The 15,218-nt window shown below is 44.8% G+C and carries 15 protein-coding genes; 5 read left to right on the top strand and 10 right to left on the bottom strand.

The window, feature by feature from the left end; genetic code table 11:
• The first annotated feature begins 124 nt into the window (after nt 1–124).
• The 3 genes from B2337_RS08375 (at nt 125) to B2337_RS08365 (ending at nt 2,641) form a co-directional block, all read left to right on the top strand.
• A complete protein-coding gene (locus B2337_RS08375) occupies nt 125–1,456 on the top strand; it encodes a mechanosensitive ion channel family protein (protein ID WP_292359766.1) in 1,332 nt (443 codons plus the stop codon).
• A gap of 97 nt (nt 1,457–1,553) precedes the next feature.
• Entirely contained in the window at nt 1,554–1,625 is a 72-nt protein-coding gene (pqqA, locus tag B2337_RS08370; RefSeq protein WP_081443609.1) for a pyrroloquinoline quinone precursor peptide PqqA, read from the top strand.
• A 440-nt stretch (nt 1,626–2,065) separates the two neighbouring features.
• The gene (locus B2337_RS08365; protein ID WP_292359768.1) at nt 2,066–2,641 is read left to right on the top strand and encodes a TetR/AcrR family transcriptional regulator; all 576 of its coding nucleotides are present in this window, start codon (nt 2,066–2,068) and stop codon (nt 2,639–2,641) included.
• A 6-nt stretch (nt 2,642–2,647) separates the two neighbouring features.
• On the opposite strand, the gene B2337_RS08360 is transcribed toward B2337_RS08365, so the two are convergent.
• Both B2337_RS08360 and B2337_RS08355 read right to left on the bottom strand, forming a co-directional pair.
• Nucleotides 2,648–3,445: a hypothetical protein gene (locus tag B2337_RS08360; RefSeq protein WP_292413223.1), complete on the bottom strand. Its 798-nt coding sequence runs from the start codon at nt 3,443–3,445 to the stop codon at nt 2,648–2,650.
• Between the two features lie 156 nt (nt 3,446–3,601).
• A complete protein-coding gene (locus B2337_RS08355; protein ID WP_292359772.1) occupies nt 3,602–3,913 on the bottom strand; it encodes a hypothetical protein in 312 nt (103 codons plus the stop codon).
• A 158-nt stretch (nt 3,914–4,071) separates the two neighbouring features.
• On the opposite strand from B2337_RS08355, the gene B2337_RS08350 reads away from it, so the two are divergent.
• Nucleotides 4,072–4,440: a hypothetical protein gene (locus tag B2337_RS08350; RefSeq protein ID WP_292359774.1), complete on the top strand. Its 369-nt coding sequence runs from the start codon at nt 4,072–4,074 to the stop codon at nt 4,438–4,440.
• A gap of 1 nt (nt 4,441) precedes the next feature.
• Here B2337_RS08350 and B2337_RS08345 read toward each other — a convergent pair whose 3' ends face one another.
• Both B2337_RS08345 and B2337_RS08340 read right to left on the bottom strand, forming a co-directional pair.
• The gene (locus B2337_RS08345) at nt 4,442–5,680 is read right to left on the bottom strand and encodes an ABC transporter permease (protein WP_292413222.1); all 1,239 of its coding nucleotides are present in this window, start codon (nt 5,678–5,680) and stop codon (nt 4,442–4,444) included.
• Nucleotides 5,670–6,365: an ATP-binding cassette domain-containing protein gene (locus tag B2337_RS08340; protein ID WP_292413220.1), complete on the bottom strand. Its 696-nt coding sequence runs from the start codon at nt 6,363–6,365 to the stop codon at nt 5,670–5,672. The genes B2337_RS08345 and B2337_RS08340 overlap by 11 nt, the downstream gene beginning before the upstream one ends.
• 94 nt (nt 6,366–6,459) lie before the next feature.
• On the opposite strand from B2337_RS08340, the gene B2337_RS08335 reads away from it, so the two are divergent.
• Nucleotides 6,460–7,035 carry a DUF3299 domain-containing protein gene (locus B2337_RS08335; RefSeq protein WP_292359780.1) on the top strand — a complete coding sequence of 192 codons (576 nt, stop codon included), beginning with the start codon at nt 6,460–6,462 and terminating at the stop codon, nt 7,033–7,035.
• Nucleotides 7,036–7,039: 4 nt separating this feature from the next.
• Here B2337_RS08335 and B2337_RS08330 read toward each other — a convergent pair whose 3' ends face one another.
• The 6 genes from B2337_RS08330 to B2337_RS08305 are packed head-to-tail and all read right to left on the bottom strand — an operon-like array spanning nt 7,040 to nt 15,187.
• The gene (locus B2337_RS08330; RefSeq protein WP_292413219.1) at nt 7,040–8,683 is read right to left on the bottom strand and encodes a formylmethanofuran dehydrogenase subunit A; all 1,644 of its coding nucleotides are present in this window, start codon (nt 8,681–8,683) and stop codon (nt 7,040–7,042) included.
• Nucleotides 8,667–9,704 (bottom strand): CobW family GTP-binding protein, encoded by a 1,038-nt coding sequence (locus B2337_RS08325; protein ID WP_292413218.1) that lies wholly within the window; start codon nt 9,702–9,704, stop codon nt 8,667–8,669. Before B2337_RS08325 ends, B2337_RS08330 begins: the two co-directional genes overlap by 17 nt.
• Complete coding sequence (locus B2337_RS08320) at nt 9,697–11,061, bottom strand: DUF3526 domain-containing protein (RefSeq protein WP_292413217.1); 1,365 nt, start codon at nt 11,059–11,061, stop codon at nt 9,697–9,699. The genes B2337_RS08325 and B2337_RS08320 overlap by 8 nt, the downstream gene beginning before the upstream one ends.
• 1 nt (nt 11,062) lies before the next feature.
• Nucleotides 11,063–12,481, bottom strand: a complete 1,419-nt coding sequence (locus tag B2337_RS08315) for an ABC transporter permease (RefSeq protein ID WP_292413215.1) — start codon at nt 12,479–12,481, stop codon at nt 11,063–11,065.
• A 2-nt stretch (nt 12,482–12,483) separates the two neighbouring features.
• Nucleotides 12,484–14,478, bottom strand: a complete 1,995-nt coding sequence (locus B2337_RS08310) for a TonB-dependent receptor (protein WP_292413213.1) — start codon at nt 14,476–14,478, stop codon at nt 12,484–12,486.
• Nucleotides 14,479–14,485: 7 nt separating this feature from the next.
• A complete protein-coding gene (locus B2337_RS08305; RefSeq protein ID WP_292359791.1) occupies nt 14,486–15,187 on the bottom strand; it encodes an ABC transporter ATP-binding protein in 702 nt (233 codons plus the stop codon).
• Nucleotides 15,188–15,218: the final 31 nt, after the last annotated feature.

The following is a 15,218-nucleotide window of genomic DNA, read 5'->3' as shown; positions in this document are numbered from 1 at the left end:
TAACTCCCTCCCGCTTTTCACTATAAATCAGCTATTGTATTTAAAAGTCCTATTCAGACCCGCTTGATTCGACGCTTGTGCTCACCTACATTAGCAGTCTTTTAGCACAACATACGGAATGGTCATGGATATCCAGCAAATTGAAACCCTCTTTTTTCAATCACTGAGCATTGCCATGGACTGGGCAAGTAGTCCGAAATTTTATTCCCAAATCGGGTTGATTGTTTTAGCCAGCCTGCTGGCATATTCCATTGCCAGTTTTTTAAAAAACCGCTCACCGCTATTAAGACAACTTCCAGCGTCAGGTCCTTTACTCAAATTTCGTAACAGCATTTATCGCAGCCGCGATTTGATCCTGCCGTTAATGTTGATCATGGCGTTTTCAGTTGCTGCTGATATCAGCCATTTATGGATCGGCCAAAGCTGGTTAATTCAGGTTTGTATGAGCTGGGCAGTCATTTTTATGCTCTATAAGCTGATCGATCGACTCGTACATAAAGCCCTATTCAAGAAACTGGCGCTTTGGGTTATTTTACCTATTGCAATTCTGCATCTGTTTGGCTGGCTTGACACGGTCATTGCTTATCTCGAATCCATGTCGTTTCAGGTTGGCAATATCAACATTTCCGCTTATGGGATTGTCCGGGTATTGATATTCGGCTCGATTTTGTTCTGGTTAGGCCGTATTTCAAGCAATGCCGGACAACAAATTATCCGCAGTCAGGAAGATTTGGATATTGGTACCCGTGAGGTATTTGCCAAACTGTTTCAAATTGCCCTGTTTTTCATCGTATTTATTCTGCTATTACAGATTATGGGTATTAACCTCACCGCTCTCGCAGTATTCGGTGGTGCGTTAGGTGTGGGGTTGGGGTTTGGTTTACAGTCTATTGCTTCCAATTTTATCTCCGGCATTATTCTGCTACTTGAACGTTCTTTAAGTGTTGGCGATTACATCGAAATGGAAGACGGACGTAAAGGTATTATCCGCGAACTCAATATGCGTTCAACCACACTGGAAACCTTTGATGGCAAAGATATTATGGTGCCTAATGAACAGTTTATAACGACCAGTTTTACCAACTGGACGCACAAAAATATCAAGCAACGTTACGATATTGAATTCCAGGTCTCTTACAAAACTGATTTGCACTTTCTATTTGAATTATTACGTGAAGTCGTGGCCAGTCATCCAAGGGTTATTAGTGGTGATGATATTCCAATTGAAGAACGCCCTGATGCTGAAATTGCAGGCTTTGGTGACTCAGGGGTCGATATCCTGATCGAGTTCTGGATGGAAGGCATAGATGATGGGGAAAATCGAGTCGGTGCGGATCTGTTACTGATGATTTGGGATGCTTTAAAGGAACACAATATCGAAATTCCTTATCCACAGCGTGAAGTTAAAATTCTTAATGCAGATGAAAGACGGTTTAAGGATTCAGGAAAATCCTGAGTATCATTGAGCTAATTACTGATAAAAATAGTTTTCCTCAAGCGTATCATTTAATTCGTAACAAGAAATCATTTCTTAAAAATTTGGAGAAATCGACATGTGGACTAAACCAGAATACTCAGATATGCGTTTTGGCTTTGAAGTTACTATGTACATCTGCAACCGTTAATCTGCAGACAAGCTAAACATCAAAAAGCCCCGACATTGTTCGGGGCTTTTTTTTTGCCTGCCATTTTTACGTTATGCTAGGGTCTGTTGATCTTTCATAGCCGCCTCTGTTGTGACTGAAAATGCACCAATCAAGGCGCGGGAATGTCGTTTGTGAGATACATCCGTGTATCTCACCCCTTCGGGGCTGACGCTCAAAAACGTTTATCTCCATGGATGGAGTGTATGCAAAAGCAATGTCTGGAACATTGCTTGTCCCGACGTTTTTGTAGTCGTTCTAAATAAATGACGAGTAACGCAGAGTGGTGGATTTTCAGCCACAACCCGAAGGGCTGGGACTATTTTTCCGCCCCACGGTGTTGGACGAAAAAATAGCCTCCAGCAGTGGTGGCTATGAAAGATCAACAGACCCTAGTCCTGACCAGTTATTGGAGAGGCATCATGACTCAACATACTGATTTACAGCAGGAGATTGTTGATAGCGCAGTCAAACTGGCTTCTGCCACATCATGGGAATCCCTTCGTTTAGTCGAAATTGCAGCTGATTTGAATATTTCACTGGCTGATATGTATGGTTGTTTCGCTGAAAAAGAACAAATCAGCGATGCCTGGTTTGATCGGGCCGACCTGAATATGCTCAACTCAATCCAGTCATCCATATTTCCAACACTAAACAATCAGCAGAAATTTCATCATTTGTTAATGGCCTGGCTGGAACCCCTGGCATTAAATCAGCGTGTTACCCGACAAATGATCGTGAATAAACTGGAACCCGGGCATCTGCATATCCAGGTACCCGCTTTGCTGCGGATCAGCCGAACAGTTCAGTGGTTACGGGAAGCTTCAGCACAACATTCCACATTGCCATGGCGGGCCGTTGATGAAACGGTGCTGACCGGTATCTATCTGCTTACATTCTGCAGTTGGCTTACCGATAATAGTCCACAATTTAATCGAACCAGACGCATTCTTGATAAACAATTGATGATGGCGAAAACATTACGATTCCTTAAATAACTAAGGTTACGTTCGGGTAAGTTTCGTTATCAATCGCCAGGCAACAAACAAAAAGCCAATCGGCAAAATCAGCATAATTAATACAAACTCAGCTAATAAATAAATGGCAGCATTAATGCCCTGCTCGGCTTTTTGTTGAATATCCTGCAATCTGGCTTTTACATCCAGGTTATCTTTAAATCCTTGATACCATGTGCGTGACGGTTCCTCGGGATCAGGATGCAGTGCAGCCACTTGCTGCCGGGTGGTTTGTAAAACGGCTATCGCGTCTTGTCTATCGTGTTCCAGCCAAACCTGCACCTGATTGGATGCCATGATCGTCAATGGAATAGCCAACCTCAGTAAGGTAATTACCAGCACCAGATTGAACAATCTTGCAGACCAGCGTTCAGGTAATTTTTGCCAAAGTACCAGCACCAAGACAATGGCTGCAAAGCCAGCTAGTAGCCAACGGAATATGGCAATATCTCCCATGGATAACAGGATCTTCTGGATACCCAATGATGCGGAGGCCATTAAGAGCACCGTAGAAAACTGTTCAATCAAATCATTCAGCGGGTCCAGTATTTGTCCCGGGGTAAGCGTCAGGCCAACCCCCATTGGTTCGATGGACAATTCCGTACCCTGAGCAACTGAAATGACGGCATTCAGTCCACGTGCAATGGCATACACCGTCAGAGTGACTTTAAGCATCTCACTTAGTTGGTTTCCCGCATTTGACTCAAATGGAATGAATGCCAATAGCACGCAACTGAACATAGTCAGTGCAGCAATACTCTGGCTGCGATGTAATGCTGTTTTCAACAATAACTCCCGTTTGTATATTGGTATTTGTTCATACCCGGACCGACGTGGCAAAACCTATTCCAGTAGATTGTTACATTTGATTGTTATTGTTAAAAGAAATTAAACATGCTTGATGCGCGATACATCTTCACTAAAGTTATCCGGTAAGTCATATTAATCATAGGGCTCATAATTTTTATCAGGTTTATCATCGCGAATCGAGGGTTGTTTTGAATCATGAATCCCCAGAAAATAGAAAACCAACAATAACAGATAAAAAAACAGTAACCCATCATCAGACACAATACTCAGAATGGCCCAGGCTGGAACAATATAAAACACCAGATTCAACATCACCGTTAACACTTTTCCCAGTCGGCGTTTTCCCAAATCGTATAAATATCCGGCAAACAACCCAGTCATATATCCGCCAACTACTGCAAGAATCAGCAACAGAATCACGCCTATGGTTGAAAACTTATCCATTGATACCCTTATTTAAGATGGCTCCATACAGATAATGACCTGATAAAAACAATTTGTCATTGCCTGTTGATCAGCAATTAATATGACCATCAAAGGTTGGTGTTTGAGCTCAAAAGCAGGCAATATTGTTCCAACGAATATTGCCGTGGAGTTTGCCAATGCGACATCAGCTTTTCATCCTCAGCCTGGTCGGCTGTTTGCTGGGTTGTAATGAACAAACAGACAAGGTTGAGCAGGATAAAATTGATCCTGTTCTGCAATTAACTCACTGGTGTTTTGAGCACTGGAAAGATCAGCAATGGACTATGGGTGAGTCGGATTTGCTGGCCGTGGATAACCTCGCGTTCAGTGAAGGTATTCGTAAAGTTTGCCGGGCAAGGGCAGAACTTTATGCAGAGGGTTATGAAATTTATCCCTTCATAACCGATACCATGCAACGAGAAATTTATGCTTTGGTATTTTCAGCTGATATTGAAGACATCAAATCACATTTAAAACAGCATCTGCCAAAACTCAAACGCATTTGAGCTACAGGTTTAATTGCTGATGCAGGCCTTGTCGATAGGCACTGATTGCCGGAATCAGCGCCACCAGAAAACTCGCGATAAGTACTATTGGCAACATAAACAGAAACTCATTAATGATGGATAATCGCGTCAGCAAAATCCCATACTCCTGCAACAACCAGTCTTTCAGTACATACATACTTAATTGCAAACTGATAAAGGCTGAGATTGCCGCGGCCAGACTGATTAATAACGCCTCAATCTGAAGTAAGGCAAACAAAAAGCCAGGCCGATAACCTAAAGCCCGAAGCACTGACAACTCATGTCTACGCTCACGCATTGAAACCAGAAGCATATTGGCCATGCCAATCAAAGCACCTAACAACACAAGTGAGGCAATCAGTAATAATATCTGCTCTACGCTGCTCAGCATCGACCATAAGGACATCAGTGTCGCACCTGGCAGAATTGCCTGTAATGGTTCTTGCCGATATTCATTGATTTGGCGTTGCAGATTAAAGGTCTGTATCCGCGAATTAAGTCCCAGCATAAATGCCGTAATGGTTTCTGGCTGTAAATCTTCTAACTCGGGCGTGGCTGTGTCCGGCATTCGCACCCCGCCCTGCCAGTTGAAATGAATGGCTTCAATGCCTTGTAAACTCACATACACAGATTGATCGACCGGTGTGCCAGTCGGGGCCAGAATACCGGTAATTTTAAACGGATGATCGTCATGTTTACTAAAGCTGGTACTGGCAATACCATGTGCCAGCACAATGGCATCATCTACTTGATAACCCAGTTGTTTGGCGACTTCTGAGCCAATCACCGCATCAAAATGTTCATTAAACGCTTTGCCATGCTGAAAGGTGAGCGTTTGTTTATTCCCAAAGCGGAAAAATTCAAAAAAGTCAGTACTGGTTCCCACCACCCGATAACCTCGATGTGAATCCCCGAGAGAAATTGGAATACTCCATGCTACAGATGGATTAGTCGCAAATTCCTGATAACTCTGCCAGGAAACATTATTGGTCGGCACACCAATGTGGAATACCGAATACAACAGGAGATTCACCTGACCGGTACGAGCGCCGACAATCAAATCGACACCCGAAACCGTTTTAGTAAAACTGTCCTTGGCCTGATAACGAATCGTTTCCACGCTCAATAAAACAAAAATACTCACAGTCATCATCAAAATAGTAAGTAACACGCTGACTCGCCGGGCCAACAAACTTTTCCAGGCCAGTTTAAACAGCATGATTTTCTCCTGCGTCTACAAATGACTGAATATCCAACTGTCTGGAAAAATGCCGTGCCAGACTGCGATCGTGACTGACAAAGAGTAGTGTTGCCTGTGCCGCTTTGATCTGATCCAGTAACAAATCAACAAAACTGTCACGTGCATCACTGTCCAGAGCTGATGTGGGCTCGTCGACAATTAGTAATTCAGGTTCATTGATAAGGGCACGGACAATGGCCACTCGTTGCTGCTGGCCTACACTCAGTTGAGATGCAGGCCGCATCAGTATTTCAGGATCAAGTTGCAACGCATTCAACAACCCGTCTCTGCGTTGTTGCAGATACTGTTTATCCCTCAAGGAAAAATGACTGGCCAGTTTGATATTGTCTGCAACGGTTAAATACGGGATCAGGTTAAACCGCTGAAACACCATGCCAATATGCCGGGCACGAAACGCATCACGTTTTCGATGACTGAGCCGGTTGACGATCACATTATCAAGACTGATATTGCCCTGCTGGGGTAACAAGATGCCTGCCAACAGATTCAATAAGGTCGATTTACCTGACCCGGATGGCCCATAAACAAACACCGTTTCACCTTTTTCCACCCGCAAGTGAGCAATTTGCAATAAGGCCTTGTCTGAGTCAGGGTGATAACGAAATTGACAATTTTCTATTTGGATAGCGGGACACTGGGTCATACGTTTACCGAATTGAATGATGGATAATTTATGTCAGTCACTTTATTGTTATAACATACCATTTTCGTTCGAATTTTAACTTCCCGGATACATCATGACCGCACTGAAATATGCAAAGTTCTGGCTTGTTTTTTCCGTCATAGCTGGCCTGACAATAGCTCAACCTCTGTTCGCAAACGACAAATACCAGGCCATCGATTGGGTCGACCTGATGCCAGAAGACGACCTTGAAGCATTAATGAATCCACCGGAATATCTCAGTGAAATCGAAGATGGTTCATTTGAAGATCAAATCAGCAGTCAATTGGTCGGTGCCCTCGAAAGTTCTGCCGATGATCGCTATCAACAGGCCTTAACGTCTGCCAAGGTCAAACCTGAATATGATCAGCGGCAGATTCGTCTACCCGGTTTTATGGTCCCAGTCGAAATGAACGAAAAGCAACTGGTGACCGAATTTTTTCTGGTGCCGTTTTTCGGTGCCTGCATCCATTATCCCCCGCCCCCGCCCAATCAGATTATTTATGTCACATCCAAAGAAGGTGTCGCTCAACAGAATCTGTACGATCCTTATTGGGTTGAGGGCACTCTGACAACCACCATCACCGAAAATGAAGTGGCCGTATCAGCCTATTCGATGACAGCCGACAATATTGAGTTATACGAGGAATAATCCGCTAACACTTTATTGCAGCAAACCGCTGAGGTTGATCCGCAAGCAGATCCTCCTGCACCCCATAATTAGATAATTTCATCGAATAAAAACGATCGAAGTAGTCTTTCACTGTCGATTCAATCTGCCGATCAAAATGTGGTTTAACGGTCATGGTTTGCCCAAACTGGCGATGTACAAACTCACCTTTTTCGATAATCAACTGACCGTTTTTGAAGACCCATTGGGCTTTTCTGAACATCGCCGCTTTATCATCCTGCTCCCGATAAACCGCAATATCAGCCAATGCGCCAGGTTGCAGATGTCCACGGTCATTCAACCCAAGTAATTTTGCCGGGGCCGCCCGCGTCATAATGGCAATATCATATAAGCTGAATTCCTGTTTCAGATCTTTGAGCAAGGTCAGCTCCATGATCTCAGGGTCAAGTTCGGCCAGACAGGCCATGCGAAAATCATAATCCATCAATAGATGCAATAAATCCGGGTAACGGGTAAACGGTGCACCATTGGGGTGATCGGTGGTGAAAAACAAACGCCAGGGATCGCCGGATAACAGGAAAATCTCCAGACCAATAGCCCACTGCAAACCATTTACAAAACTGGCTTTTTTGTATTGATAAGGCACGATGCCACCACTGCCCTCATCTTCGGCATGCCACATTACCCATTTATGCGGACTGGCATCACCACGACGGGAAAATTGAGCGATGATATCGCCAGACATAGTCACGGTCTGACCAAATAACACCTGCCCGACATCCATAGTGATATTGGGATGGCGATTAAACGCTTCCATTAGCTGTGCCGCGGCTGAAGAAAAACCACGAGTGCCTTCGGCTCCATAGCCATAAAATTGCACATGTGCCAGATGCATCGGCAAGCCTTGAGCGGCTTCCATGGTATCAATGGCGGTTTGTACATTGCCGGGCACACCAAGGTTATTACAATGCACATGTACCGGATGCGGAATACCCAGCTGATGCACAGCGGTCTGTAATGAAGTCAGTAAGCGCCGGGAACTGATGCCATAATCCGGTACTTCATCATCCAGACCAAACTGTTCAACACCGGCTTTAAACGCCTGTGAACCACCGGCATTAATCACTTTCAATCCTAATGCCTGGGTGGTATTAATCGTCCAGCTGACATAGTCATTAATCTGATCCTGCGAAGCACCACTTCGCAACATGGATACCAGCAAATCATCACTACCCAGAATCGCCAGCGCAGCCGTATCGATGATCGGAATATCCGCCATTTCACGGTGAACCTGCGGCGCATTGACCGGCAACATCGCCGGTTCAACCACCATGCTGTAGCCCATTTCTGTATAGCGATAACCGGTTTCAAAACTAGACCAGCGGGCATTATAGAATGGCAGATTTTCCTGTCGTTGCAGATGATTACGATGTTGATCCGGCAGTAATAAACGGGCTGTATTCACATTACCCCCTGCAATATGGCTGTGAATATCCACACCGCCCGCCATGGTAATAGCCCCATTTAAATCATAGGTAATAGCCGAATCCTTATCACTTATATTTTTCGGATCAACGATTCGATCATCACGGATCCACAGATCCATGAGTTCACCATTTAACTTTTGTACCGGGTCGTATACGCGAGCGTTTTTAAGACGGGTTAACATGCTTTATCCCACATATCTGTAATAGTTGGTTTTCCATTTTTTTTGCATCAAGTGGCATATCGGTAATGAACTCAATACGGCTTTCTGCTGCCTGAGCGGGCAGTTTTCCAATGGTTAAATTGTCATCAGCTTGATTGATTGCAACAAAACCCTCTCTGGTTCGAAAAACAGCTTTAAAACGCACCTGTTTAAATTGCTCCAGCCATGACATCAGCGGTTGGTAATCAAAACTGAATGTTGATTTGAACCGCCAGCCATAGCTATACCAGCCACTTAACTTTTGTGTGACCACCAGGTAGCCGCAATCTGGAATAAGTTGTTCTTCATTATCAACATTAAACTCCGCTGGCTGTTCCTTCCAGACAGCCTGATTAAATTTAGCTTTTGGTTTTAGCCATTCAGGATTAATTTTGGCTTCTTGCGTGATCTGTAAAGGCAATTCCTGAAGATGCAGCTCATTGATGTATCGTTTTAAAGCATCAACTTCGCTCTGGTCATACATATCGGCCTTATTCGCTACCAACAGATCAGCAATCTGCAATTGCTGCTGAAACGTCTCATGTTCACGATATTTCGCTTCAGCCATATGACGAGCATCCACCAAGGTCAGCGTGGAACGTAAATCAATAATTGATTGATAAAATTCACCTGACAGCACGGCGATCACTTCTTCCGGGTGCCCCAGACCACTGGGTTCAATCAATAACCTGTCGGGTTTGGCTTTTCCAATAAGCTGATTGAGTGCCACCTTCATTGGTAAACCGGCAGCACAGCACATACAGCCACCGGGCACTTCACGAATGGTGATTTCGCCTTCAGCAGAATCATCAGTCTTTAACAACTGACTATCTATGCCCACTTTGCCAAATTCATTAATTAATACCGCCCAGCGCTCACCTGCCGGTTTGGTCTGTAAAAGGTGCTGGATCGCTGTGGTTTTACCAACCCCAAGAAAACCGGTAATCACATTGGTCGGTATCGCCTTTTGAAAAAGCTTAAATTGGACGGTTGGTTCAGCCACGATTACGCCGAGTTTGTAGCATAATCAAGCCGACAAAAAACAGGCCGATCAAAACTAAATTAATTAAGCTTTTTAACGTATAGCTTTGCATTACCGGCTGATATTCAAATACAGGAATATTAGCGAAATCGGCTTCCGTAAACGACTTGTCAAAAAAATAGAAATCAAAGAAGTAATCGCGCAATTGCTGGTGATAATCACCAATCTGATCCAGAAATGTCTGACTTGCCAACATATCGGTATCGGCGAAACGATTCATACTGTATTGCAAACGCATCACCGGTGATAACCAGGCAACTTGATTGCCAATCTGGTGGGAATGCACACGACTCTCACGAAACTGCGCGACCGCCTCTGCCACAATCACATCGCTCATATGCTGCATAGCATAATACCAGCGCCAGTCGAAAGGCTTTTGCAACGTCGGTTCAGTAGTTTGCCACTGAGGATAATCCTGCAAATAAACATCGAAATCCGCTTGCTGATCCCTGTCCCAGCTGTCATGCATAAACTCTCGTTGATCAAAGATCATGGAAACATGTTCAGCGGGTTGCTGTTGTTGTGTTTGATACAGATATGCTAATCCGGGCAGCACAAAAGCAAACACAATCCACAGGCTGATAAATAACAAACTGTTAAAAATAGCTGTGCGTTGCAAGCTGATAATCCAGCCAGTGATTAAAAACCAGCAGAGTTGATAAGCCAATAAAACCGCAGCAACCTGCAACCATATTGAATCAAAATCAATATCTGTCATGACCACTGCTGCAAGCAGAATCAGTAAATTCACCACTGCCAGCAATCCTGCTGCAATCAACATCTTTTTAGTCAGTAACATGCCACTATTTGCTACCTGCGATGCCAGTAATGACCAGCGGCCACTGGCTTTTTCCTCGGCCAGCAAATTTAAACTGAGTGCCGCAATTAATAACGGCATCAGGTAAATCCAGATAAAACTCAAGTCCAGCTTACCAATAGGCATGGCAGCAATATTACCGGTCGCGGTATTGCTTAACTGGCCTTGCAAGCCTAATAAACGCACACGTGTATGCGTGGCTGCTTCACTGCGTTCACCGTGAATCAACGCTGACCAGGCAGAAGGTGTCTGCCAGACTGGATGAAACTGGTAATATCCCAGATAACCCGCTGCATAAGGATCCAAGGGAGCATCATCACGATATTCTGCCAGTTCTGTCTGGTAATTCGCTTCACTGATAGTCCGCTGTTGATATTCACGTTGCAGACTCATCTGACCCCAGATAATGGCCAATAAAACTGCCAGAACATACCCCAGCATCAGCCATTTAAACAAACGGTTTTGCCATAACAGACGTAATTCAAATTGAATAAATCTCACCTTAATCGACCTCATTACGGCTGCGTGCGAGTAACACTAATCCGATAATTAACCACAATAGCAACATCAACAATGACGGATAAATTCGATCGTTCGCGTCTTGCAACATGGGACCGTGATAATCGAATTGACCCAATTTTGACCAGTGGTCATGTGAGACTTTCTGTTCACGATCATTTTCCAAATCAATTTCTTCGGCATGTAACTGATTCAGTTGTGTAATAAAATTAAACCGATATTGCTCAGCTGCGTTTTCGTAATGCAAAAAACTGTCTGCATTAGTCGCTGCAACAATAGATGACAAATTGTTTGCTAATAAATAAGGCGAGAACAACGCGACCTGTCTGACCAGTTCATTCTGTTGCTCAGCGATTTGCATCAAGTTTTCATATTGCTGGGTAAATACTTCGCTGGTAATGCGCTCGCCTTCCTGCATCACGACACCGCGCCAGTTCACCGGAAGATCTTCAACACGTGAGACGCCATATTCTGCTAACACTTTTTCACGAAACTCGGTGAAATGGGGGTCGTCAGGGTTATGTGAGTCACCTACTTTGGCAATTTCCTGCGCCGTCTGAATATCAAACACCGCACGATCCGGCATCGGATATTGCATCTCTGCCACACTGTTAGCCATTTTAGGCATCACAATAACCGTCAATAACCAGAATAGTAACAATGCGGAAAGGCTTTGCTGATTGGTGCGACACCAGTTAGAAAACAGCACCACCGTGATGGTCCATAACAGGCAATAAAACAGATATAAAACAAACATCAAGCCCATGCGTAACACATCGCTGCCATGCACATGCGATAACAGCATAAAGCCAATAGCAATACTGAAAATCACTAACAGAAAAATCAGTGAGATCAGACTGTAAGCCAGCGTTTTGCCGAATAAAAGCTGCCTGACACTGATGCCTTGCGAGACCAGTTGACGTAATGTGCCATGACCACGTTCACCACTCACACTATTAAAGGCCAGAGCGATCAATACCAGCGGCCAGATCACCAGAATAATCGTCGCCCCTGACAGATAGCCCAGTCCCATATAGGCCGTGCTGCTGACATATTGTTTAAAGCTGCTGCTGTTTTGCCGATGCGCTTCCAGAAACAAGGCATTACCGACAAACGGATTCACCCCGCTATCAATAAAACTCAGTGGTGAGATGATGCGAAACACCATCGTGCCGTAATGTGCTGCACGATGCGGATGTCGATCTGGCTGTGCTTCCCATTCAGCATCATTCTGCTGCTGCCAGATGGTTTGCGCTTCAATAAAATCCTCCTGCTGTTGCCAATGGGAAAACGCAATTAATGCCGTTAACACCAATAACAATGGCAACAGGATTTTCAGGGTCTGGCTGCGCCATTGGGTGATCAGCTCATGACGAGCGATTTCGACTATCGGATGTTTCATAATCAGAATTTATAAGCTACTGAGACACTGGCATTGACGCCATCACCCGGTGAATAAATCACCCCATCAACGCCACCATTGTCGTAGACATACTCATCGTATTCGTTGAACAGATTATTGACCTGGAAGTTAATATTGCCCCAACTGGTTGCATAATCCATGCTCGCATTAACCAGATTGTATTTACCAAACTTGCCACCACTATTGGCTTCGTTGATATAAGACGAGCCCTGAGCATCGTAATGCAGACGCCCGGTCAGTGCCGGGGTAAACAAGTAACTCACACCTGTTGAAGCTGTGTAGGATGGAATACTGCGTAAATCATTGCCGCGATCAGCACCAGGACTTTGAATTTCTGAATCCACGGCGCTGAAGTTACCCCATAGAGTCAGTTTCTCAGTTGCCATCCAGCTCATACCAAAGTCAGCTCCCTGACGCAGGGTTTTACCTACGTTTTGAGCCAGGCCATCAACCAATATAAACTCATCCTTAGCCTTTTGTTCCCAATAGGATAATCGTAACTCGAGGCTATAGGTTGGCATCCACTTCACCCCCAGTTCCCAGCCATCATTGACCGAGACATCACGTGCAGAACGATCGCCATCGGTATAGGCACTACTGCTGACCGGGTGTTGAAAACTGCGTCCAGCATTGGCAAATAACGTCAGTTGATCAGTTGGGTAGAGGAACAGATTAAATTTGGGTTGCACAATGGTGCCATAGTCATAACTATCTTGATTACTGATCACCTCCCCCGCTGCATTACGCTGTTTAAAATCCCCATCAATTCGATCAGCCCGAACAGCTGCATTCCAGGCTATAAACTCATTCGGTGCGTGAGATACCTGCAGATAAGTGCCTTTGCTGACAAAATCATAATCAAAGTTACGCGATACATTACTGGTATCACGTTCGCGGACATTGCCGATGGTGCCGAAGCGCTGCTCCAATACATCCTGGCGCTCGATATCCAGCCCCCAGTTTAATGCCCACTGCTCATTGATATCCCATGATAAGGTTGAGATAAAACCATAATGATCCTGCTCATCATAACGATTGGCCAATGAACCAGCCTCACTGAACCTCACCCAACGCTCACGCTCGTAATAGTTGTAATAGGCTTTGGCTGACCAGGTCAGATCATTACGTAAGGCGGTATCAAAATGCAGACTGTAGGATTGGGTTTCCTTATCACCGCCATCCTGTCTTGCATAGGCAGCTGATCGGGTCGGATGTTTACGGGCTTCTTCTTGGGTCAGATAACCCGGCGCATCGGCATCATACTCGGCGACTCGGGCAATAAAACCGAGCGAGGTATCGTCAGATAAATCATAAAACCAGCGGCCACCCACACTGTATTTATCAATATCGTAATTATCCCGGTAACCTTCCGATTCACGATAACCGGCAAAATAGCTGTGTTGCAGGTTACCGGTTTGTTCTCCCCAATAGCCTTGTATCTCACGTGCGTTATAACTGCCAAGGGTGACTTCAACTTCACGCGCTATATCTGAGCGAGTGGCAATATTGTAATTACCGGCTACGTTAAATGTGCCATAACGCGGATCACTATTGCCTTTATAAACCTGAATGGTGTCAATATTACCCGGAAACAGTTGATCCATCTCGCTGTAGCCGTTATGCAGATTGGATGGAATACCATCGATTAACAGCTTGGCGTGCGGAGTACTTCCCTCAGCGGCAAAGCCACGAATGCCGATATCGGTGTTGATAATGCCCTGATTGTATCGGGCAAAATAAACACCGGGAATTTTGGTAAACAGCTCCATGGTGTTGTTCACATGACTGATGGATAACTCTTCTCGCGAGATAATATCCTGTGAACCGGCCAGATTTTCATCGGCATAATCCGGACGTGTACCTAATACCACTAAAGGATCAATACGGGCGGCGGGTTCATTATCAGTCTCGGCAAAGACCACAGATAACGGTAGAGCAGACACAATCAGGCTGCTAATAAAAGTTTTTTTCATCATAAATTCCTTAGGCAGCAAACTGATCAAAGTAACGTTGCGTTAGCTGATCCAGTGTTAACGATTGCGTGGTAATGAGATCGGTTAAATGACCTTGTTTCATAATGCCAATCCGGTCAGCCAGTTGATGGGCGCATAAAAGATCATGTGTGACGATCAACACTGCCGCACCGCGAGATTTAATCGTATTCACTACTTGAATAAAATCCTGAGTGGCAACCGGATCCAGACCGGATGTCGGTTCATCCATCAATATCAAACGAGCGTGTTTTAACAACGCAAAGGCAATGGCTACTTTCTGCCGCATGCCTTTGGAATATTCTGCGAGATGCTTGGTAAAGTCAGCCGGTTTGAGTCCGGCACTGAGCAACGCTTCGTGAATTTGCTGGTCAGTTAATTTCATTTTGGCCAGCACAGCCAGATAGTGAATATTTTCAATGGCATTAAAACGCGGATAAAGATTGACGTTTTCCGGCACATACATGATTTTCTGTCGGCATAAGGAGGCCTGCTGATAGAGGTCATCACCCTCCAGCGTGGCGCTGCCACTGCTTGGTGCAGTAAAGCCAAGCAACATATTCAACGTTGTTGTCTTACCCGCGCCATTGGCACCCAATAAACATAAAACCTCACCGGAAGCGATTTTGAAGTTGAGATGATCAACGGCAATTCGATTGCCAAATGATTTGGTTAACTGGTTTACTTCCAGCATGGTTTCTCCTGAAGCGTTTTATCAAATGGGT

The organism is Methylophaga sp. UBA3192 (genome assembly GCA_002363955.1).
In the GTDB taxonomy this organism is placed as follows: domain Bacteria; phylum Pseudomonadota; class Gammaproteobacteria; order Nitrosococcales; family Methylophagaceae; genus Methylophaga.
This window is presented reverse-complemented; position numbering and strand designations above follow the sequence as displayed.

What these genes read in the sequence shown, in the direction of transcription:
- B2337_RS08375 (WP_292359766.1), top strand. Translation starts at nt 125, where the DNA reads ATGGATATCCAGCAAATTGAAACCCTCTTTTTTCAATCACTGAGCATT.
- B2337_RS08310 (WP_292413213.1), bottom strand. Translation starts at nt 14,478, where the DNA reads ATGATGAAAAAAACTTTTATTAGCAGCCTGATTGTGTCTGCTCTACCG.
- B2337_RS08355 (WP_292359772.1), bottom strand. Translation starts at nt 3,913, where the DNA reads ATGGATAAGTTTTCAACCATAGGCGTGATTCTGTTGCTGATTCTTGCA.
- B2337_RS08315 (WP_292413215.1), bottom strand. Translation starts at nt 12,481, where the DNA reads ATGAAACATCCGATAGTCGAAATCGCTCGTCATGAGCTGATCACCCAA.
- B2337_RS08335 (WP_292359780.1), top strand. Translation starts at nt 6,460, where the DNA reads ATGACCGCACTGAAATATGCAAAGTTCTGGCTTGTTTTTTCCGTCATA.
- B2337_RS08345 (WP_292413222.1), bottom strand. Translation starts at nt 5,680, where the DNA reads ATGCTGTTTAAACTGGCCTGGAAAAGTTTGTTGGCCCGGCGAGTCAGC.
- B2337_RS08365 (WP_292359768.1), top strand. Translation starts at nt 2,066, where the DNA reads ATGACTCAACATACTGATTTACAGCAGGAGATTGTTGATAGCGCAGTC.
- B2337_RS08330 (WP_292413219.1), bottom strand. Translation starts at nt 8,683, where the DNA reads ATGTTAACCCGTCTTAAAAACGCTCGCGTATACGACCCGGTACAAAAG.
- B2337_RS08350 (WP_292359774.1), top strand. Translation starts at nt 4,072, where the DNA reads ATGCGACATCAGCTTTTCATCCTCAGCCTGGTCGGCTGTTTGCTGGGT.
- B2337_RS08340 (WP_292413220.1), bottom strand. Translation starts at nt 6,365, where the DNA reads ATGACCCAGTGTCCCGCTATCCAAATAGAAAATTGTCAATTTCGTTAT.
- B2337_RS08305 (WP_292359791.1), bottom strand. Translation starts at nt 15,187, where the DNA reads ATGCTGGAAGTAAACCAGTTAACCAAATCATTTGGCAATCGAATTGCC.